The organism is Ruegeria sp. BF10, assembly GCF_056538725.1.
The window spans coordinates 457,811-477,444 of sequence record NZ_JBQFTR010000002.1; the positions used below are offsets into that span (position 1 = coordinate 457,811).

The window sequence follows — 19,634 nt, forward strand, 5'->3', positions numbered from 1 at the left end:
TTCCCAAACGCCCGGCCCGGTCGCCGGGCGTTTTCAATTGTCGCCCGAAACGGCTTTGGCAACCACGGTGACAAAGCTGACCGTGTCAGTTTTCAACTCCAACGGCCCATGAGTGGCGTTTGAATCAAAACTCAGACTGTCGCCCGGCCGCATGTGATAAGCGGCTTCACCGCAGCCATAGACCATCTCGCCGGCGGTGACGTGGATGAATTCGACACCCTGATGTTGGTAAAGCGGGCGTTCGTCCAAGGGACCTTCCAAAGTAACGCTGAAACTCTCGAAACTGACATGTTTCGCTTCGGCCCGACCGATCAGCTTGTAACTGTGCCCGAAACCGGTGCCCAACCGTTGCACGGTTACACCTTCGCCTGCGGCCACAAATGACACATCCGTGCGTTTGACCGTGCCGGCGAAAAAGTTGATCAGCGGAACGCCGATTCCGCCGGCCAGGGCCTCCAGCGTCGCCAGTGAAGCAGACACCTGACCGCGCTCGATCTTGGAAATCATCGCCGTGGATACGCCGGACCGCTGAGACAGTTCGGCCAGAGTCAACCCGGCCAGCGCGCGATGCGTTTTCACCGCGGACCCGACCAGGTGATCCAGCGGCGGTTTTTCGGTGGAAAGCACAGATGAATCTTCCATTCGCGAAGCCTATCGACACGTATGAAAAAGGCAAAAGAAATGTCACCGAACCACTTTCACCAGTTCGGCGGCAAACCCTTAGCCTCTGTTCAGAATGTCGCCTGTAAGATCATTCAACTTTGCCAACCCTGCCCGCAGATGATCTTCTGGCAGGGCCGAACTGAACCGAAAATGGTTCTCGACCCCGAACCGCGACCCCGGAATGACCAGCACGTCTTTTTCGCGCAAAAGGCGCATGCTGAACTCCTCGGATGCGATCGGTAGATTGAACCGCACGAACGACATGGCCGACGCCTGAGGTGGTACAACGGAAAACACCCCCTGATGCCGCGCCAGTTCTTCCGTGAGAACGTCGAACCCCGTGCGGATCAGACGGCGCGCGCGGGCTTTCAACTTGGACCGTGCCGGTTCGGCAAGCGCCTTGTCCGCCAGTTCCATCGACAACATGGATGCCGCGATCGAGGCATATTCGTGCCGCCGCCAGCATTGTTGAATGATTTGTTCCGGCCCCACAAGCCACCCCAGCCTCAGCCCCGGAAGCCCATAGGCCTTGGACATGGAGTTCACCACAAGAACCCTGTCCGTCCTTCCCCAGAACGAAGGCGTTTCGGTATCACCTTCGCGCTCGGTTCCGGCATAAACTTCGTCCGAAACGATCCAGGCACCAACGCGCTCGGCAGCCGACACGATACGCGCGCGGTCCGCTTCGGTCAGAATACGGCCCGTTGGATTGTTCGGATTGACCACATGGATGATGCGGGTCCTGTCATCGATGGCCCGCTCCAGCGCCTCTGCGTCAATGCCCCACCCTGCGGATTCGATCAGATCGACCCAGCGCACCTCGTTGCCGAGATTGGCGGCGTTTCCTAAAATCTGCTCATAGGTCGGTCGGAAACACACAACATTGTCGCCGGGCTCCAACAAGGTGTTGGCCACCAGCGTGTTCGCTTCGGTTGCCCCGACCGTGACCAATACCCCATCCGCCGAGGCCCCCGGGTACAAGCCTGCGATGGTTTCGCGCAGGGATTGCTTTCCATTGACTTGCGGGTAATCAATCATCGTTGTCAGCAGAGCGTCGAGATCAATCCGGGCAAGATCCATCAATCCCTGCAACGACATGGGATGAACACCGCTTTCCGAGAAATTGAAGACCACCCCGTGTTCCGTTTCGGACAGGAACTGTTCGACCCGAAATGGTTGGAAATCTCGGTTGATCATGACGCATCCTTTGCTCGGCCGTGCTGCGCACCTCGCAACCTCAATCGGCTGCGTTTACTTGAACCGTTCTGATACTGGGATCGACGCGGCTGTAGGCGGCCAGCAATCGTGCCGTCCATTTCTGTGCAATGTAATCAGCCATGAACCGCGAGGGTGCAACCAGTATGACGCGCCCCCCTGCCCTTTCCGACTCGGACAGATGCTGGAACCAACTCGCCCACAACTCGGGATCGCGCCCGTGAAGAATTGACTGTACCTGCGACCAGATATCCTCGGGCTTGGCTTCGGGGGTGTTGATTTCAGGCCCCGGGGGTTTTGCCGCGAAAGGCACGACATTTGTAACGGGCTCGGAATCCTCGCTCATCCGGGCCTGGAAATCGGAACCTATGATCGGCCAGACCTCCTGCGTATCGATCATGATCTGTTTGAGGTCGATTTCATAGACCGCGACCCGGCCCCGTGCAGCAGGCCGTTTGACCGTTACCCAACCTAATGCGCGAAATCTGGCCATTTCGCGCTTTACAGTCCTTTCATTCACCGCCCAAAGGCGCGAAATTTCTTCGCGCCCAATCGATAATTCGTTGTTTTGCCAGTTATACCGTGTCGTAATCAATGCGATGATACGCAGCACGCTGCGCTGTCGATGCTTGTCACCCGACAACGCATAAATGGTGAGCGCAGATAGTATATCATATTTTAAGGCCGCCGCATTTCGCCCGACCGGTTTAGCCAGCTGCATACCCGTTCTCACCGCTCTGTCTGCCTCAGACGGGTGTGTCCCGCCGATCTTGCGCTGTTTGCCAACGCTTTTCGTCATCTTGGCCTAATTAGCGTCCAAAGCTTCGATTCTGTCAAGAAGAGTCTGAAACCGGTCAGAAAACTGCGCCAATCCAGATCAAAAAATAAAAGAAATCTGGTGAAGTATTGGTGATGGGGGACATTCAGGGTGACCCCTTAACAGCCTGTTATGTCCCCCCATATATCGTCGATCCAGGAAGATTGCCCCCCTAAATACGGTTGAGGGCCTGTTGCGAATCGTCACCCCTCATCCTGTGCGCCGCCGAATCGGCGATGGCCTTGCTGGGCCTTGTTTTCTTACCCGTGGGTAAGATTTGAGTTTCATCATATTTTCTTTTGCGTAAAGCGCAAATCGGGCGTAAATAAGAAACGAACAGAAATTTACGTTCTAAACAAAGAGACATGAGGCATGTACACGCACGAAGACCTGAATGCATTGCGCAATCAATCTCTCAAACTCCAGGGGTGGATTCGTCAGCAGACCTTTAGCCCCGAGATGGAGAAGACACTCCGCCGGTTTTCGAGCTGGGAGGTGTCCGAGCTGATCTTCCGGGTCAACCAGTCAACCTTTCGCGGAAAGCTGGCCGCTGATCCGTCGCTGCCCGGTGGCGAGGTTGAGCCCGAGGGGCGGCAGCGCTGGTTCAGCCTGGAGGAAGTGAATGAGTTGCGTCGGAGGCTCAAGGTGAATCGCAAATCCCTCATGCCGCCGCGTCCCGAGGGCAAGCGGGCCATTCGCGCAGCCGTGGCGAACTTCAAGGGCGGTGCGGGCAAGTCAACGGTGGCGTTGCATCTTGCGCATGCTGCGGCGCTTGATGGGTACCGTGTTCTTGTCGTTGACTTCGACCCGCAGGCCACGCTGAGCCATTCCATGGGCCTGACCGATGTCGCAGAGGATTATACTGTCTGGGGGATCATGGCCCGTGACCTAATCCGCGAGACCGAGCGCATGAACAATCGGCCCGCCGCGGCCGAGTCCGGCACCGCCCTGCCCCACCGGGAACTGCCCCCGGCGATCACCGATATGGGGCTTGGAGATCTGCGGATCAGCGATTTCATCAGACGGACGTCATGGTCGACCATCGATGCGATCCCATCCTGTGCGAACGCGGCCTTCGTCGAATTTGCCTCGGCACAGTATCGCCACCTGAACCCTGAGTGGTCTTTCTTTGCAGCGGTGTCCCGGTATCTGGATCAAATCCCTGACGACGCCTATGACCTGATCCTGTTCGATTGCCCGCCGGCCATTGGGTATCAGTCCATGAACGCGGTGTTCGCGGCGGACATGTTGTACATCCCGTCTGGCCCGGGATACTGGGAATATGACTCGACCACGTCCTTTATCGGTCAGCTGGCAGAAGCTTTGGAGGACCTGGCCTACGGGTTCGACAAAACCTTACCCACGGGTAAGATCGGTCTTCCCAAAACCTTCTGCGAACTGCGGTTCCTGCTTACACGGTACGAGCCGGGCAACGCCTTGCATCTGGCAATGTTCGATGCCTTTCAGAAGGTTTTCGGGGACCACGTCGCCCAGCACCCGGTTGAAATGACCCGCGCGGTCGAACAATCCGGCCGCTTTCTGAGTTCGGTTTATGAGATGGACTATCGCGAGATGACCCGCGAAACTTGGCGTCGGGCCCGCTCGACCTTTGACAATGTTTACGAGGAATTCCGGGGTGTGATGCTTTCTGCCTGGGACAAGCTGGAGGATGACGCATGAGCCGTAAGCGCAGAATGTTTGATATCGACCTGCCTGCAATGGATGACATTCCTGTCGGCAAGGTTCCGGACAAGGTTCTTGAAAAGCGGCGCGGACCGATGGCTGCGGCCATTTCGGAAAATGCCGATGCGCTGCGCGACCAGCAATCGACGGAAGAGTCCATCCGCGCAGAAAACGATCGTCTTGCGCATGAGCTTGTGCGGCTGCGTTCCGAAGGCCTGGTGACGGAACGCGTGGCATTGGGTGACATTCTGTTTGAAAAGTTGACGCGGGATCGCAAACCAGGGCCGGATCCGGAGCTGGACGAGTTGAAGGCGTCAATTCAGGAAATTGGATTGTCCAACCCCATCCGACTTGAGCGCCGCACAGATGGACGATTTGAACTGATCCAGGGGATGCGGCGCCTGTCTGCCTATCGGGCCTTGTACGAGGAAACGGGAGACGAGTCCTATGCCAGAATTCCAGCGGGTATTTCAGAGGCGGGCGATCTCGACAGCAGCTACCGGCGCATGGTGGATGAGAACCTGATCCGCAAGGATATCTCGTTTGCTGAAATGGGTGCTTTGGCACGCGCGTATGCCGAAGACCCGGCAAATGATTGCCCGGATGTAGACAAGGCGGTTTCCACGCTGTTCAAATCCGCCAGTTACACAAAGCGGAGCTATATTAGATCGTTTGCCAGTTTGCTGATGATGTTGGACAAGGTTCTGAAACATCCGAACGACATTCCACGCAACGTAGGCGTAGAGCTGAAGCGCAAGCTGGACGCAACACCGGGTCTGGTGCGCCAGGTGAGCGCCGCAGTCATGAGCGAGCCGGACCGTGACGGAGCGCGGGAAGTTGCTATCCTCAGGTCTTTTCTGGGTGCACAGGAAACAAGCGTGGCAAAGAAGGCTCCGGTTGAAAGCGCCGGTAAACCACGGCGTGCGAAGACCACGTTTCAGGTATCTGGGCGGGCAGGGATCGCCAAGTGCTCGGCATCCAGTGGTCGGATTGAGTTGAGATATGATTTGGACTTTACACGTGTTGATCGCAGCAAACTTGAGGCGGCAATAGCTGCTTTCATCGATGCTCTTCCCGAGGAAGATGATCTTACCCACGGGTAAGATTTGGTTTGAAGCTCCGAGAAAAGGCGCCAGTCGAATCCGGCGCCTTTGTCTTGTCGCAAAGCCTGGGCGTTCTCAACAAAGGATACCTGCCCATGAGTCCCCCCTGAGTCTTCTTGCCTGAAGCCAGTGTCCTGTCACCGGCGCGGCAGGGGCTTGAGAACGGCGCATGTGGCTTCTGTCATTGACGTTGGTTCAGAAACGTCCCGTTACGAGGAATGTTGTCGGGGCCACGCATCACGGCGTTTTGTCCCGGTTCGTGCCTTCAGGTCAGGGTAGGGGACTCGAAGCCGGTTCGGGATTGCAGCTTGCAATATGTGATGTGGGAACACGGGTGACATGACAGTTGTTCAGCGCGCGCAGTCTCGTCACAAGAATTACATGTGATAAGAAAAATTATCATGGATTATAAGATTCGAGTCGCATTCGAAAGTAGTGTGCAAAATTATCATTTTTTGCACACAAAGCCGGGAAGGGGATTTGCATCTTCGCGATTTCGGGGCACCTAATTCAACCGAACAACGCAAAACCGGGGTGTGATGTGAAATCCTGAACGCACCAAATCGGTTCGGCGCACGGGTTTGGCTTGGGCGCAGGGTCCACAACCAATAATGGACGATCGCAATGCGGGTGACGCAGGCGCATATTCCCTGGTCATGCAGTGCAGTCCGGAATCAGCGTGCACCATGGCCACGATCCCCGAGCAGCCATCTGCACGGCGGCCAACCAAATCAAGTTGTTCATCACGCCAACCTTGGTCCAGGTGCGTCGATGCCAGGCTGTCTGCCATGACGGGAATGGACTTGGTCGACATGGCAGGCAAAGTTCAATTCACGCCGGGCCGCGCTGCCCGGTTCCGCAGGTTTCTCGACCGGCGGGCTTGGCGGATCGCCATTCCCATCCAGGCGGATTTCAAAGAATTTTGCGAGAGACCCGTATCCCGGATACAATGCGCGTCACTTTGAGAGGGGCAGAATGCGCTATCTGTTATTGCAAGTATTGGCGATCGTCGCTTTTGCAGGCGCGCTTTGTGCAGAAAAGAACGATTACATCGAACTTGCACAAAGAGGATGGGGGTATGAGCTGCGGTCCACGATGCTGGGCCGTGATATGGCGATACCCGTTCACATCAATGGCCGCGATCAGGCCGGTGCAGCCTTGTGCCTGGTCGGTGAAAAACCGCATCCGCAAACGCTTGTCGTTCTTGATACCTTTCGGGCTTTGCTGAAACACAGCTTCGGCCACCCGACACCCATGCGGTACGCTGGCCCATCTGCGCGGGATTGTGGGACCGGTCGAACCGTGGTTTTGCGATTGTATTCCGGGTACCCTCCCAACCGGGACCTTTCCGCAGATATCGACTGGCTCAGTGAGCTCCACCAGCTTGGACTGCCTGCGGGTCGGACCTATGTGGTGACATCACCGGCGATGGCACAGACCTTTTTTGGTCATCGGGGGCAGGGGACCCATATCGTGGTGAAACAACCGGCGCATGATCGACCCAGCAAGCTGGAAAGAGATTTTCACAAATCGATTCTGCTGGAAGAGCTGTTTCAGTCCTTCACCTTCGGCATGGACATCCTGCTGTATGACAAATCGTCAGGGTTTTTGTCCAAATTGCAGGAAACGCCGGTAAACTTGCAGCGCCTGCCTTGGAGTTCGCACGACTTCATGCGCGCATTGCTGGATTCGAACCCAAGCGGTCTTTGTGCGTTTGACGTCTTCATGATGCATGCTGTCGCGCAATCCCCGGTGGATCAAACCATTGACCCCGGCTTTATCGATTACATTGACGCCCAATATGACCGCCTATGGGCGCAGACGGATGAAACCCTGGCCAATCCCAGATTTGCAGCCCTTTTTGATGAAGGCTGCACCAATTCGGTTCGTGTGGCCAGGTAATACCATCTGACGTGTTTTGTCGGGCGGGTGACTCCGGGTAGCCTGAGCGGAGGCAACGCGCCCTCAGAGGCTATGGGAGGACATATGGATACGAGGCCTGAAAACCCGCCACGCGCCATTGCGGGATTGTCCGCGTATCTGTCGCAGGGGCTTATCGGTCACGCGCATCTGGTGGACTCTCTTTTGATCGCGCTGCTGGAAGGTGGCCATCTTCTTGTAGAAGGTCCGCCCGGTCTGGCGAAGACTCGAGCGGTCAAATGGCTGTCTAACGCTGTCGAGGGCGGCTTTGCCCGCATTCAATGCACACCTGACCTGATGCCGTCCGATCTGACCGGAACACCGGTTTACCAGCCTCAGGAAGGCCGCTTTGAATTTGTTCCGGGGCCGGTGTTTCACACGCTGGTGCTGGTTGACGAGATCAACCGCGCGCCGCCAAAGGTGCAGTCCGCCTTGCTGGAGGCCATGGCAGAACATCAGGTTACGGTTGGAAATGAAACCTATGCCCTGCCGGATCCCTTTCTGGTCGTGGCGACCCAGAACCCCATTGAACACGACGGAACCTTTCCCTTGCCCGAGGCGCAGTTGGACAGGTTTCTGCTGCATGTCGTACTGACATTGCCGGATCTGGAAACGGAACGCGAAATCCTCGATCTGGTCATCGCCGAAACACGGAATGGGCCGCCGGTCGCGCAGCAGATGACGCTTGAAGAGCTGAAGACTGCCCGTGCCGAGGCGCAGTCGGTTCACATCGCGCCAGAGCTGCGGGACTATATCGTCCGGCTTGTGCTTGCGACCCGTGAAGGCCCGTTTGCCGATTTTGTCGAGCACGCAGTCTCGCCGCGTGGGTCATTGGCCCTGGCCTCGGCATCGCGCGCGCGCGCCTATCTGCGCGGTCGGGATTTCGCCCTGCCTGAAGATGTCGCCGCCGTCGCGCCCGATGCGCTGGCCCACCGCATGGTGCTGACCTGGAGAGCCGTTGCAGATGGCAAAAAGCCGCGCGAGCTGGTGGCCGACATTTTGAATGCGGTCGAGCCGCTGTGACGGGGGTACTGGCACATGCGGGGGTTCGCCTGACGACCGAGGCTTTGATTGCATTGCGGCATATCGCATTGACCGACCACGGCAACCCGACAATGACGGCCCTGCCCGGAGGATTTCTGACCCGAAAACGCGGGCAGGGCGTCGAGGTTGCAGATGTACGCGAATACGTGGACGGGGATGACATTCGTCATTTGGATCGCGGTACAACCGCCCGCACGGGGCGTTTGCATATCCGGCAGTTTCAGGAGGAACAGGATCGCGTCGCCCTGTTGGTTGCGGATTTTCGTGCACCGATGTTCTGGGGCCTCCGACGGGCGTTTCTGTCAGTCGCTGCCGCCGAAGCCCTGACCCTGATCGGGTGGTTCATGGTTGAAAGCGGCGGCCGTGTTGGTCTGTTGGCGCTTACCACCGGCGCACCCGTCATCGTACCCTTGCGCGGAAAAACGCGCGGGATGCTGGATGTGATCGGTGGCATGGTTCAGGCCCACGCGCACAGTCTGACCGGGCTGCAAAAGGGTGAGGATGAAAGCTGGGCACTGGAACAGGCACTTGTCGGCGTTGAGCGCCTGACGCCGACTGGCGCCGAGATTATCATAGCGTCTGGCTTCGATCAGCAGGGAGACGGCTTTTCGGACGTGCTGGACCGGCTCAATCATCGCCGCAACCCCAGACTGCTGCTTGTGACCGAAAGCAAAGCGCACGAGATGCCCAAAGGCTGGTATCCGTTCCGCCTTTCTGATGGGCGGAAAAAGCGGGTCTATCTGGCCCAGGCAGAGCCTTCCGGTGAACTTGCGTTTCAGAAGGTGGCAACACATCCTGCGCTTGTCCTGAATGCCAGTGACCCGGTCGAACAAACCTCTCGTCGCATTTCGTCGGTTTTCGCGGCAAGATATGTGGCATGAGTGAGAAAGCACTCTCTGAAGCCACGATGTTGGCCAGCCTGCGGGATATCCATTTGCCCGCCGAGGCCGCAGGCGGGGCAGTCGCGGAATACGCGGCTGTTCTTGGTATCGCGGCGCTGGCCTCGGTTGGCTGTGTCGCCATCCTGCGGTTGCTGAGCATCAGGACCGCAGCAAACATACAGCTGGGTCCATCTGATCAGTCTGCCGAACAACCGGGGTGGTCCGTGGATCGCCGCAGGGTGGCTCTTTTGCACAAACTGCGCGCTCAGAATCCGAAGCGTTATGCAGAGTTGACGGGTGATCTTTACCAACCCGGCGGTGAACCGGATCTGGAGACCCTGCAAGAGGAGGTCGCGGGTCGTGTTTGAACTTGCTGACCCCTGGGTCTTGCTGGCGCTGCCATTGCCTCTTGTCATCATGCGTTTGGTCAAACCGCGGCCGGTTTTCGAGCGGGGGTTCCCAGTCCCGGACCGCATAGGCGGAATGCTTATGGCGGCCAGCCCACAGGTTAAGGCCAGGACCCGGGTTTTGGCGGACCTCCTGATTTTGTGGATCATTTGGGCGCTCACGATTTTTGCACTGTCCGGTCCGCGCCAACTGCAACCCGTCAGCGCTTTGAAAGTGTCCGGACGGGACCTTGCGATTGTTCTGGATCTTTCGGGATCGATGGTGCGGGATGATTTTCATCTCGACGGGCGCCCGGTCACCCGTTTGGAGGCGGTGACCCGCGTTGGATCCGAGTTTGCCCGACGCCGCGCCGGCGACCGGGTGGCCTTGATTGTTTTCGGGTCCGAAGCCTATTTCGCCACGCCTTTCACTTTCGATACCGAGGCTGTCGCGCGACGGATCCAAGAGGCCACGATCGGTATCTCGGGCCGTGCGACAAACATCTCCGATGGTCTGGGCCTTGCTTTGAAGCGCCTGGCCAACAGCCAGGCGGCGTCGCGGGTCGTCATTCTGTTGTCGGATGGGGTGAACAACGCGGGCGCCACGAACCCCGGTGGCGTGGCCGAACTGGCGGCCGAGATGGGGGTGCGGGTCCATACGATTGCTCTGGGTCCAAAAGACCTGCAAAGCGCCGAACCTGGTGAGCGCGGCGTCGTCGATGCGACAACCCTGCGCGCCATTGCCGAAATTTCCGGCGGCGAAGCATTTCGCGTCAAGACCACCGATGATCTTATTGAAGTGACACAGGCACTGGATCGGTTGGAGGCGACGGACAGCGCGGGCCTTACGGCCGAGGTCTACCGATCATTTTGGACCTGGCCCGCAGCAATGGCGGCCGCACTTGCCCTGTTGGCGGCGTGGAGGCAAGCGTGATGATTGAGCTGGATGTCACCCTGCTCAGACCGGTCTGGGGGCTTTTGCTGCCCGTCGTCTGCGGGGCAGGGTGGTGGTTGCTTTCCCGCGCCGGAGGGTTCGGAGCCTGGGACAAGATTACCGAACCGCAGCTTGTCCAGGCGATGGCCGCGATTGGCCGCATCGAAGGCGGCTCCTTTCCGCTCAAACCGGCCGCGTTGCTGCTGACCACCGGGATCATTGGAATTGCTCTGACCGGCCCGGCAATCGAACGGCGCGACGCGCAGACCTATCGCAATCTGGATGGCGTTTTGTTCCTTGTGGATGCATCTGACAGCGTGGCGGAGGGCGACCGCTGGCCGCAAGTGCTGAGCATGGGGCGTTTGGGTGTCAGTGCGCTTGGGTCCCGCCCCGGCGGCATCATCGTATACGCAGGCGACGCCTATGTCGCCACGGATATGACAACCGATCACCGCCAATTGGGTCAAACGCTCTCGCTCATCGATGGGCAGACCGTTCCGGACAAGGGATCGCGACCCGAACGCGCACTGGCTTTGGCGTTGCAGCGGATGGAAGAGGCGGGCATCCTGGCCGGGGACGTGGTCCTATTTTCTGACGGGGACGGGCTTGGATCACCCTCATTGCAGGGGGTCGCATCGCTTGCCACACGAGGGGCACGTGTGTCTTTGGTTTCAGTTCACCCTCCGACTGCGCAAATCCAAACTCACGCCGCGCTCGGCGGGGGTGCCGTCTTCACTTTGGACCAGTCAGATGATCTGGCCAATTGGCTGGCAGATGATGCCGCCACCCGCTTGAAACGGGCGGACTATCCGGTGCTGTTCTGGCACGATCTGGGACGGTACCTGTTGTTCTTCGCACTGTTCCCCCTGCTGTTTTTGTTCTGGAGGGAAGAGGCATGAGGTGGTTCGCGATTGCAGGTGCCGCATGTATTGCTTTTGCCTTTGCGCTGGGTGGCGCTGCCCCCTTTGGCCGCGTCGCATTGGCAATCGGTCTGTATCCAATGGCTGCAAAGCTGTTTTCCGACCCTGACTGGCAAGGTGTTGCCTTCTACCGTGCCGGGGTTTTTGACAAAGCAGCCAGTGCTTTCGAATACGCCGGGAACCAGTACAACCTTGGCAATGCTTACGCCCGGACCGGCCAATTGGCCGCCGCGCTGGAAGCCTATGATCGGGCCATGGCCAAAGGAAACCTGGATGCTCAGGCGAATTTCGATCTGCTGGCCGCTTTTTACGCGGGGCAGCAGATCGACCCCGAGGCTTTGGGTCTTTTCCCCGAACGCAATTCCGGGCCCAAGGCCGACAGTTTTGTCGCGCGCGGGAATGCGCGGGCGGCGGGAACCGGCAGTGAGGTCACGAACGCGAACACGATGCTGGGACTGGCGGAATTGGACAGCCGCGGGCAACTGGGCGTGCGCCGTATCTTTGATGACAAGTTCATGGTTGCCGATCTGCGCTGGCTCAATCAGCTGTCCGACGTTCCGGGTGAATTCATGGCGGCCCGGATCGCACACGAACACAAGCGCCGGGAAAAGCTTGGTCTTTCGCCGCCAGAAGCGGAGAACCCGGAATGAAGTGGCTGGTCCTGATTCTTGTTGCACTTCCGATGCAGGTTTTGGCGCAGTCCAAAACAGTGCTGCCGTCCGAGGCGTCGATAGAGGTTACCATTGCAGACGATGCCCCCGTTCCGTTCACCCGCGAGATGGTGCTGTTGACGATCCGGGGTGTCTATCGTCGGCACATCACGCGCGAAGAACTGATCCAGCCCCACTTGGATGGGTTCAGCTGGGCGCAGCTGGGGCCGGACAGCTGGTCGGAAGAAAGGATCAATGGTCGGAAATACAAGGTGTTTACCCGACGTATGGCGATCTATCCTGTCGAGGCAGGCCAGCTTTCAATTGGTCCGTTTGTGCACAGGTTGACCCTGACAGACGAAAACGACGACTGGTTCGAACATGAGATTCAGTCAGAGCCGCTGACCATTCAGGTGGCGCAAGCCCCGGCCACGCAGGATTGGTGGTTTCCGGTTCGCAGGTTGCAGATTTCGGATCAGTGGTCGAATGCGCCGGATCAACTTGCACCGGGTGAGGGGGTCTTGCGCGTCATTCGACTGGAAGCCCTGGGCGCGACGCCCGAGATGATGCCGCCCATGCCTGAGTTGACATCGCCTTCGGCCCTGATCTTCGCACATCCTGAGAAAAGGCTTGTCGAACTGACCCCGGAAGGGCCGGTCACCTATGCGTTCTGGCGCTGGACCATACGCCCTTCGAACGACACGTCCGGCATCGTTGAACCCCTTCAATTCAGTTATTTTGACACTGTGATCCGCGAAACCCGAGAGGTCATCATCTCGCCGCAGCGCATTGCCTACGGCACGGTTGTCCAAGAGGCAGGCCCCGACAGATCGGAGGAATATGCCCCACCAGCAAAGCTGTTGGGTTGGCAAGGTGCCGCAATCGCCAGTGTTGTTTTTCTGGCCGGTTTGGTATTGGGCATGTCCGGTCACAAACTGGCCGCTTCAAGGGCACTGCAACGCTTTGGTATTTTCGATCCGTTGGCCCGAGAATTGCGGCGCAGTGCCGGGGCTGGTCGCGCAGACAGGCTGCGGCAAGCGGCTTCTGCCATCCTGCACCGCGACGGCCATTCATCCAGTCGACTCAAACACGTGCAAGATTTTGACAGGCAGTATTTCGATCCCAAGGCCGCAAAGCCTGATTTGAAGGAGTTTGCCAGAAGTTTCCTCAAGAATTAGGTCATCTGAGTCATCAAGCTTTTGTTATCTATGGTATCTTTCGCTAGTATCAAAACGAAACAGTTGAACTGATCTGGAAATGCTGTACTTTTCCTTTTGGAGGAGAAGCAATGCACATTGCGGGATGTCCTAAACCGGTGGACCAGGTGTCCAGCGTGCTTATCGTGGATGATCATCCGCTGTTCAGCGATGCGTTGGCCGCGGCGTTGCAGTTGAGCTTCGAGAACTGCCGAATTGAAAAAGCCAACACGCTGAAGCAGACAATCGAGATACTTGGCGCAGGCTTCAAGCCCGATCTGATCATGTTCGATCTGAAATTGCCGGACGTGACGGGTATATCGGGTTTTCAGCAGCTGCGGCAGCGCTGTCCGAATGCCCCGGTTCTGGTGATATCGTCCCTTGCATCCGGAGAGCTGGTAAGATCTTTGCTGGACCACGGTGCGATGGGATTTCTGCCGAAAGACACGCCGGCGCAAACCCTGAAACACGCCATTCAGGAGATCACCTCTGGGCGGAGATACGTACCCACCGAATACAGCCGGGTCGAAGAGCTGAAGCCCTCCGAAAGCACCGTCTACCAGTCCAGCCCCGAGCTTTCATCATTGACGCCGCAGCAGGTCAAGATTCTCAAGCTTATCTGCGTGGGCCAATCCAACAAGCAGATTGCCTATGAGCTGTCTTTGGCAGAAGCGACGGTCAAGGCGCATATCACCGCTTTGCTGCGCCGCCTTGGGGTGCGCAACCGGACCCAGGCCGCTGTTCTGGTCGACTCGGTTGTCGCCAGACAGTCGCGACACGAGCCGGAGGTCAAATCCTTTCTTCAACACTAGGGGGGGCACATGCGGGATCTGGAGCATGAACCGAATTTCATTGCGATTGGCCGTTCCGATGATTTGGACCCGACGACCGCCGTTGAAGAAGCCTGCGCGGAAATCGATAGTCTGTCGTCCTGCTTTGTCCTGGCCTTCGTTCCCAGCACTCTTGATCCAGTGGAAGTGTCGCGTTGCCTGAACGAAAGACTTGCGGGTGTTCCTGTCTTCGGCTGCACCACCGCAGGACAAATCACGCGTTCGGGTTATGAATCGCATGCGCTTTTGCTGCTGGCCTTTCCGAAGTCCAACTTTCGATGCTCGTCCGTTTTGTTCGAATCGCTCAGACCGCTCAATTCAACGGAAATCGCTGCCGCAGCCCAGCGACTGGCCGAAAGATTCCGCCACACGGCGGGGTGGAACAGGCTGGCACTGGTGTTTACGGATGGATTGTCCAAGCAGGAGGACTTGCTGGTCTCAACGCTGGAAACCGTTCTGGATGGATTGCCGATATTCGGCGGCTCTGCCGGGGATGGCCTTCAATATGAAGAGACGTTCGTTTTTCACGGTGGCAAGGCGCACAACAATGCTGCCGTCCTGTTGTTGATTGAAACCAACCTTGGTTTTCAGGGTATCGGTTTTGATCATTTCCTGCCCATCGGGTCCGAGATCATCATCACCGACGCCAACCCGGAAGAACGTGTGGTCTATGAGATCAACGGGGCGCCGGCGGCGCAGGAATATGCCCGATTGGTCGGGTGCGCGGCCGAAGATCTGTCGCCGCTGGTATTTGCGGAAAACCCTCTGCTTCTCAGGCAGAACCTCAATTACTACGTACGTGCCATTCGTGAACCGATGGAGGGGGGATCCCTGTCTTTTCTCGCGGCGATCGATGACGGCCTGATCATGACACTGGGGCGCGGGAAGGAGATCATTGAAACGCTCGAAGCCGGGCTGAATGTGCGCGACAACACCGGAACCGCCCCGGATTTCATTCTTGGATTCGACTGTATTCTGCGGAAACTCGAAATCGAACAGAAACAGTTGAGCAAACAGGTTTCGGATGTTCTGCAATCTCACCGGGTGGTTGGCTTCAACACCTACGGAGAACAGCAATCCGGCGTACATATGAACCAGACCTTTGTGGGGGTCGCTTTCTTTGAGCCCGAGAAGCGGGACCTGAGCTGACCATGCTGAATCCAGACGACCCGCCAGAGATCCAGATATCCAAACAGGCCAAGATCATCGACGCGCTGATGCGGCGCGCCAACCGCCAGAAAGATGTGGGTCCGTCCGCCTTCCTGGCGTTTCAGTCGGCGATAGAGTTGCAGCAGCAGGTGATGGAGCAGAGTCGCGATCTGGAACGCGCGACCACCGAACTTGAAAGCGCCAGGTACGAACGCGAACAAACCCGGAAGAGCCTCGTCAGGGCCTTGTCTTCCATGGAAGAAGGGTTCGCGCTGTTCACGGATGGCGAATTGAACCTGTGCAACGAGCTGTTTCAGGCGATTTTCCCGGATATGTCTGACGTTGTCGGGCCCGGCCTCAGCCTGGGTCGGTTTTTTCTGTTGGTACAGAACAGTCCCGAGTTCGTATCGTCCGACCACGGAATATCGAAAATGTTGGATACGCTTGAGCGCAATTGTCATACCGGGATGGTGTCCAGCGACGTGATCGAACTGCGTGGGGATCGTTGGTATCAACTCAGCGCACAATACACGTCGCCTCAGAATGTGGTCATTCTGCTGACCGACATCACATCCGTTGTTCGCAGGAACCGCGATGAGAAAGAAACCCTGATTGACCGTCAGGAGGACTACCTTCAGGCGGTTTTCCAAAACATGAGCTCAGGCGTTTGCACGTTTTCATCAGATACCAAGATCATGATGCACAACGCGCGGTTCCGGGAAATACTGAACCTGCCGCTATCCGTCTTGCAGGCAAACATGCCAGTGCAAACGCTTTTGGATCTGATGCGGACGCGTGGGCTGATCAAGGCCGATGATGAACTCAGGATCGGCAAGTGGCAATACGAGCTGAAAAGCCGCGGCTGGTTGCGCAAACGTGTGCGCGACGGATCAGACCGCGTATTGGACATTCAGGTCAACCAACTGCCGGATGGTGGTTTTCTGGTCGAACTGAAAGACGTGACGTTTGAAGCACGCGCGACCGAAACCCTGGAAAACCGGGTTATGGAACGCACGGCAGAGTTGACCCATGCCAACGCCAAGCTGGTTCAGGAATACGAAGAAAAAGCGCGGGTGGAAGAGGCGCTGCGGATCGCAAAGGAACGCGCCGAAGCTGCGGTTTCTTCCAAGACACGATTTCTTGCGGCAGCCAGCCACGACCTGCTTCAGCCGATCAATGCCGCAAAACTCATGATCTCGACCCTGCTGGAGATCACGCGTGAGACCGAGCTTCATGAGATGATGGAGCGGTTGGACGGTGCCTTTGGATCTGCTGAACAACTGCTGCACTCATTGCTGGATATTTCGCGGCTCGAAACTACCGATCCGGACACGGTCTCACCCACGGAAGTTAGCCTCGCTACGATGATTGCAGGGATACAGGGCGATCAAACGCTGGTGGCCGAGAACAAGAACGTGAGGCTTGATGTGGTTCCGTGTTCGGAAATCGTGAAATCCGATCCGATCTATCTGTTGCGCTCGATCCAGAATCTGGTGGTGAATGCCATCCAGTATACCGAACCGGGCGGTCGGGTTCTGGTGGGGTGTCGCAGGCGCGGCGACAAGGTCATTTTGCAAGTCTGGGATACGGGTATCGGGATCGCACGCAAAGATCAGCAACGCGTGTTCGAGGAATTCACGCGGGCCGAAAACGTGCCACTGGGTTCCGGCATGGGCCTGGGTTTGTCCGTCGTGGACCGCGCCTGCCGGCTGTTGGGTCACAAGCTTTCGCTGCGGTCCAAACCTGGCGTTGGTTCAGTGTTCAGCATAGAAATGGACAGGGTCGAAACCGGGCCAAGCACCATCGAACCCTTGGATCTTCTGGCCAACACGGGCGACGTGCCGCTGGATTTCATCATTCTGGTGATCGAAAACGACCGTGATGTTCTGTTTGGGACAACGCAGTGGTTGGAACAGAACGGTGCCAGTGTTCTGCCGGCCCGGTCGCCGAAGGAAGCGATGCAATTCATAAAAGACATTGGCATGCCGCCGGATATCATTCTGGCCGACTATCAATTGGATGATGGGGAAACCGGTGTTCATGCAATTCACCGGATCCGAGAGATGACGCAGACCCAAGTTCCGGCAATCCTGATCACCGCTGATCGCAGTGAAGCCCTGCGCAAAGACGGATTGCGGCATGAGATTTCGGTGATGGCGAAACCAGTCAAACTGCCGCGGCTCCGGTCTTTGATCATCTGGAAGATTCAGAACGCTTTGCACACGCAACCGCTCAATACCGACAAAAGTCGGCGGTGACATGGGGCGATTAGCCCATACTCTCATCGCGGGGAGGACAAAACCATGAGAAGGCTTTTTTGCGGTATCGCCGTTTTGTTTCTGAGTTTGAATTCGGTTTCCGCGGCATCGGTCGATGCCGAGCAAGCCTATGATTTGCTGTTCCAAAATGGCGTTCTGGACACAATCGAACGTGACAAGGAATTGATTTATCAGCGTACCGTCACAAACCGGATAAGGCCCGACACGGCGGAACGTGATACCGGTCTTATCTCTCTGAGTTTTTCGGATGACGGGAACGAGATGGCCCATCTGGAATTCCGCCAAGACGACAAACACCGCGCCATGGGTGTTTTTCCGGCCAGCGTCGGCAATCCGATGATCATGGTTTTCTATGAAAGCGCCATCCGGGATATGGCCGAGTCCGCGGGAGGTAGCCCGTTTTATATCCGAAACCGTATCAAAGATGCGCTGGTTCAACCTGCCGAGATCGTCGAGGGCGAGGCGGCGATCGATGGCAGAACCATTCCCGTTCAGACCATTGTCCTGCGCCCATTCGCCGAGGATCCGAACCGCGACCGGATGCAAGGGTTCGCAGACCTGGTTCTTCGCGTCACGGTGTCGGAAGAGGTCCCCGGCTGGTATCTGAGCCTCGTGGCGGAAGCTGTTTCCGAACGTGACGGCGCGGCTGTTTATCGATCGGAAATGCGGTTTGAAGGAATGCAGGAGGGGCGCGAATGAAAACGCCATGCCAATTTCGGGAACGCGGCCGCATGACCTTTGCAGCCCTGATCGCAGGCAGTCTGGTTGCGCCCATTGCAGCGTCTGCACAAAGCGTCGCGGATCGGCTCAATGACTACCCGACCGCGGCACGCGCGGATTACGTGTTTGCATGCATGGTCACCAACGGTCAAACCCGCGAGATGCTGGACAGGTGTTCATGCTCGATCGATTTGATCGCCTCGATCCTGCCGTATGAGCAATATGAACAGGCGGAAACTGTTCTGTCGATGCGTCGGGTCGGGGGAGAGCGCATGGCGTTTTTCAAAAGTGCGGTGCTGGCCGAAAACATGGTGGCCGACCTGCGCCGGGCGCAGGCTGAAGCCGAGGTTGTCTGTTTTCGATAAACGCAGTCTGGTCCGTCAGCTGGCCGCGGCTTTGGGCAGGTCTTTCTCGAACGTGTTGCCCTCGGTATCCGTTGCCTTGACCGTCAACATGGTCGAGCCGTTGTCGTTATAGGCAAAACGGAAGGCCGGGTTTTCCGAGATCGAAATGCCGCCATCCATCGTGAACAGCAACTCTTCCCCCTGCCAGACTTCGATATGGTCGATGAAATGCGCGGGGATGAACAGTTGTGTGACCTGATCGCGTTGCAGGCCGGAATAGTTCGGGTGACGGATCATGATCTGAGCTTCTCGACGCGGCGTGGAAATCTGCGCCTCTTGCCCAAAGCTGCGCAGCTTCATCTTGCCCATGGACGCCAATGCGACCTCAGGGTCTTTGCTGGCCGGTGCCGAACAGCCGCCCGATGCTTTGACAAACCGGCCGGTCATATGAAGCCCGTCAGGCGTTTCAGCGATCACGCGGACATTCGAATACTGGTTCACGCGGACTCGCATCTCGAAATCCAACTGACCCATAGCTGGTGAAAAGCTGAAGACGCCTGCGACCGGGGCCGGGTTTTCGTCGATCACGACAGTGGCAGCGGAAATCCGGGCATCGGGATCAAGCTGTTTCAAAACGATGGGCACCGTTGCGGCATCATGCGCCCGGTACGGGGCGTCGAGCGAAAGCAGCGTGTCCGCATTTCCGATCTGGGCCTCGCCCACGACATCGTATTGCAGGTCCTTCCAGGTTTCGCTGTCGACCAGCGGATTTTTGATTGGCTGCTCTGCCCATGCAGGCAGGGCTAGTGCAAGTGAAAGGATTGCTACGGGTGCTAGTGCTCTGGCCATGTTGTCTCCTCCGGCAACCGGTGGCCAAGAATGTGCCACAAAACGCAAGGA

19 protein-coding genes are annotated in these 19,634 nt (G+C 57.5%); 15 read left to right on the plus strand and 4 right to left on the minus strand.

What is annotated here, in order from left to right:
- Window positions 1-33: 33 nt before the first annotated feature.
- The 3 genes from ACR0DJ_RS11905 to ACR0DJ_RS11915 form a co-directional block, all read right to left on the minus strand.
- On the minus strand, window positions 34-642 hold the full coding sequence (locus ACR0DJ_RS11905; protein ID WP_480685081.1) for a helix-turn-helix domain-containing protein: 609 nt from the start codon (window positions 640-642) through the stop codon (window positions 34-36).
- A gap of 78 nt (window positions 643-720) precedes the next feature.
- Window positions 721-1,860: an aminotransferase class I/II-fold pyridoxal phosphate-dependent enzyme gene (locus ACR0DJ_RS11910; protein ID WP_480685082.1), complete on the minus strand. Its 1,140-nt coding sequence runs from the start codon at window positions 1,858-1,860 to the stop codon at window positions 721-723.
- Between the two features lie 40 nt (window positions 1,861-1,900).
- Window positions 1,901-2,371: a DnaA N-terminal domain-containing protein gene (locus tag ACR0DJ_RS11915; protein WP_480685084.1), complete on the minus strand. Its 471-nt coding sequence runs from the start codon at window positions 2,369-2,371 to the stop codon at window positions 1,901-1,903.
- 696 nt (window positions 2,372-3,067) lie between these two features.
- On the opposite strand from ACR0DJ_RS11915, the gene ACR0DJ_RS11920 reads away from it, so the two are divergent.
- From ACR0DJ_RS11920 to ACR0DJ_RS11990, 15 genes are all read left to right on the plus strand, one after another.
- Window positions 3,068-4,375 carry an AAA family ATPase gene (locus ACR0DJ_RS11920; RefSeq protein WP_170345133.1) on the plus strand — a complete coding sequence of 436 codons (1,308 nt, stop codon included), beginning with the start codon at window positions 3,068-3,070 and terminating at the stop codon, window positions 4,373-4,375.
- A complete protein-coding gene (locus ACR0DJ_RS11925) occupies window positions 4,372-5,481 on the plus strand; it encodes a ParB/RepB/Spo0J family partition protein (protein WP_480685085.1) in 1,110 nt (369 codons plus the stop codon). Before ACR0DJ_RS11920 ends, ACR0DJ_RS11925 begins: the two co-directional genes overlap by 4 nt.
- Window positions 5,482-6,456: 975 nt before the next feature.
- Window positions 6,457-7,383, plus strand: coding sequence for a hypothetical protein (locus ACR0DJ_RS11930; RefSeq protein WP_170346802.1), 927 nt, complete (start codon window positions 6,457-6,459; stop codon window positions 7,381-7,383).
- Between the two features lie 84 nt (window positions 7,384-7,467).
- On the plus strand, window positions 7,468-8,424 hold the full coding sequence (locus ACR0DJ_RS11935; protein WP_425079173.1) for an AAA family ATPase: 957 nt from the start codon (window positions 7,468-7,470) through the stop codon (window positions 8,422-8,424).
- Window positions 8,421-9,326, plus strand: a complete 906-nt coding sequence (locus ACR0DJ_RS11940; protein WP_480685087.1) for a DUF58 domain-containing protein — start codon at window positions 8,421-8,423, stop codon at window positions 9,324-9,326. The genes ACR0DJ_RS11935 and ACR0DJ_RS11940 overlap by 4 nt, the downstream gene beginning before the upstream one ends.
- Window positions 9,323-9,694 (plus strand): hypothetical protein, encoded by a 372-nt coding sequence (locus ACR0DJ_RS11945; RefSeq protein ID WP_170346804.1) that lies wholly within the window; start codon window positions 9,323-9,325, stop codon window positions 9,692-9,694. The genes ACR0DJ_RS11940 and ACR0DJ_RS11945 overlap by 4 nt, the downstream gene beginning before the upstream one ends.
- Window positions 9,687-10,646, plus strand: coding sequence for a VWA domain-containing protein (locus ACR0DJ_RS11950; RefSeq protein ID WP_480685088.1), 960 nt, complete (start codon window positions 9,687-9,689; stop codon window positions 10,644-10,646). Before ACR0DJ_RS11945 ends, ACR0DJ_RS11950 begins: the two co-directional genes overlap by 8 nt.
- A complete protein-coding gene (locus tag ACR0DJ_RS11955; protein ID WP_480685089.1) occupies window positions 10,646-11,545 on the plus strand; it encodes a vWA domain-containing protein in 900 nt (299 codons plus the stop codon). Before ACR0DJ_RS11950 ends, ACR0DJ_RS11955 begins: the two co-directional genes overlap by 1 nt.
- Entirely contained in the window at window positions 11,542-12,216 is a 675-nt protein-coding gene (locus ACR0DJ_RS11960; RefSeq protein ID WP_480685091.1) for a hypothetical protein, read from the plus strand. The genes ACR0DJ_RS11955 and ACR0DJ_RS11960 overlap by 4 nt, the downstream gene beginning before the upstream one ends.
- Window positions 12,213-13,394 (plus strand): hypothetical protein, encoded by a 1,182-nt coding sequence (locus tag ACR0DJ_RS11965; RefSeq protein ID WP_480685093.1) that lies wholly within the window; start codon window positions 12,213-12,215, stop codon window positions 13,392-13,394. Before ACR0DJ_RS11960 ends, ACR0DJ_RS11965 begins: the two co-directional genes overlap by 4 nt.
- Window positions 13,395-13,504: 110 nt before the next feature.
- A complete protein-coding gene (locus ACR0DJ_RS11970; protein WP_257601176.1) occupies window positions 13,505-14,224 on the plus strand; it encodes a response regulator in 720 nt (239 codons plus the stop codon).
- 9 nt (window positions 14,225-14,233) lie between these two features.
- Entirely contained in the window at window positions 14,234-15,391 is a 1,158-nt protein-coding gene (locus ACR0DJ_RS11975) for an FIST N-terminal domain-containing protein (protein ID WP_170346810.1), read from the plus strand.
- A gap of 2 nt (window positions 15,392-15,393) precedes the next feature.
- A complete protein-coding gene (locus ACR0DJ_RS11980) occupies window positions 15,394-17,649 on the plus strand; it encodes a PAS domain-containing sensor histidine kinase (protein ID WP_480685096.1) in 2,256 nt (751 codons plus the stop codon).
- Between the two features lie 45 nt (window positions 17,650-17,694).
- Window positions 17,695-18,369: a hypothetical protein gene (locus ACR0DJ_RS11985; RefSeq protein ID WP_480685098.1), complete on the plus strand. Its 675-nt coding sequence runs from the start codon at window positions 17,695-17,697 to the stop codon at window positions 18,367-18,369.
- Window positions 18,370-18,401: 32 nt separating this feature from the next.
- Window positions 18,402-18,755, plus strand: a complete 354-nt coding sequence (locus tag ACR0DJ_RS11990; protein WP_170346913.1) for a hypothetical protein — start codon at window positions 18,402-18,404, stop codon at window positions 18,753-18,755.
- Between the two features lie 15 nt (window positions 18,756-18,770).
- Here the strand turns inward: ACR0DJ_RS11990 and ACR0DJ_RS11995 are convergent, their stop codons facing one another.
- Window positions 18,771-19,583, minus strand: coding sequence for a quinoprotein dehydrogenase-associated SoxYZ-like carrier (locus ACR0DJ_RS11995; RefSeq protein ID WP_170346813.1), 813 nt, complete (start codon window positions 19,581-19,583; stop codon window positions 18,771-18,773).
- Window positions 19,584-19,634: the final 51 nt, after the last annotated feature.

Excerpts from the sequence above, each read along its gene's own strand:
- ACR0DJ_RS11945 (WP_170346804.1), top strand. The coding sequence starts at position 9,323 with ATGAGTGAGAAAGCACTCTCTGAAGCCACGATGTTGGCCAGCCTGCGG.
- ACR0DJ_RS11965 (WP_480685093.1), top strand. The coding sequence starts at position 12,213 with ATGAAGTGGCTGGTCCTGATTCTTGTTGCACTTCCGATGCAGGTTTTG.
- ACR0DJ_RS11960 (WP_480685091.1), top strand. The coding sequence starts at position 11,542 with ATGAGGTGGTTCGCGATTGCAGGTGCCGCATGTATTGCTTTTGCCTTT.
- ACR0DJ_RS11925 (WP_480685085.1), top strand. The coding sequence starts at position 4,372 with ATGAGCCGTAAGCGCAGAATGTTTGATATCGACCTGCCTGCAATGGAT.
- ACR0DJ_RS11970 (WP_257601176.1), top strand. The coding sequence starts at position 13,505 with ATGCACATTGCGGGATGTCCTAAACCGGTGGACCAGGTGTCCAGCGTG.
- ACR0DJ_RS11990 (WP_170346913.1), top strand. The coding sequence starts at position 18,402 with ATGACCTTTGCAGCCCTGATCGCAGGCAGTCTGGTTGCGCCCATTGCA.
- ACR0DJ_RS11985 (WP_480685098.1), top strand. The coding sequence starts at position 17,695 with ATGAGAAGGCTTTTTTGCGGTATCGCCGTTTTGTTTCTGAGTTTGAAT.
- ACR0DJ_RS11915 (WP_480685084.1), bottom strand. The coding sequence starts at position 2,371 with ATGGCCAGATTTCGCGCATTAGGTTGGGTAACGGTCAAACGGCCTGCT.
- ACR0DJ_RS11920 (WP_170345133.1), top strand. The coding sequence starts at position 3,068 with ATGTACACGCACGAAGACCTGAATGCATTGCGCAATCAATCTCTCAAA.
- ACR0DJ_RS11975 (WP_170346810.1), top strand. The coding sequence starts at position 14,234 with ATGCGGGATCTGGAGCATGAACCGAATTTCATTGCGATTGGCCGTTCC.
- ACR0DJ_RS11935 (WP_425079173.1), top strand. The coding sequence starts at position 7,468 with ATGGATACGAGGCCTGAAAACCCGCCACGCGCCATTGCGGGATTGTCC.
- ACR0DJ_RS11980 (WP_480685096.1), top strand. The coding sequence starts at position 15,394 with ATGCTGAATCCAGACGACCCGCCAGAGATCCAGATATCCAAACAGGCC.
- ACR0DJ_RS11930 (WP_170346802.1), top strand. The coding sequence starts at position 6,457 with ATGCGCTATCTGTTATTGCAAGTATTGGCGATCGTCGCTTTTGCAGGC.
- ACR0DJ_RS11905 (WP_480685081.1), bottom strand. The coding sequence starts at position 642 with ATGGAAGATTCATCTGTGCTTTCCACCGAAAAACCGCCGCTGGATCAC.
- ACR0DJ_RS11995 (WP_170346813.1), bottom strand. The coding sequence starts at position 19,583 with ATGGCCAGAGCACTAGCACCCGTAGCAATCCTTTCACTTGCACTAGCC.
- ACR0DJ_RS11910 (WP_480685082.1), bottom strand. The coding sequence starts at position 1,860 with ATGATCAACCGAGATTTCCAACCATTTCGGGTCGAACAGTTCCTGTCC.
- ACR0DJ_RS11955 (WP_480685089.1), top strand. The coding sequence starts at position 10,646 with ATGATTGAGCTGGATGTCACCCTGCTCAGACCGGTCTGGGGGCTTTTG.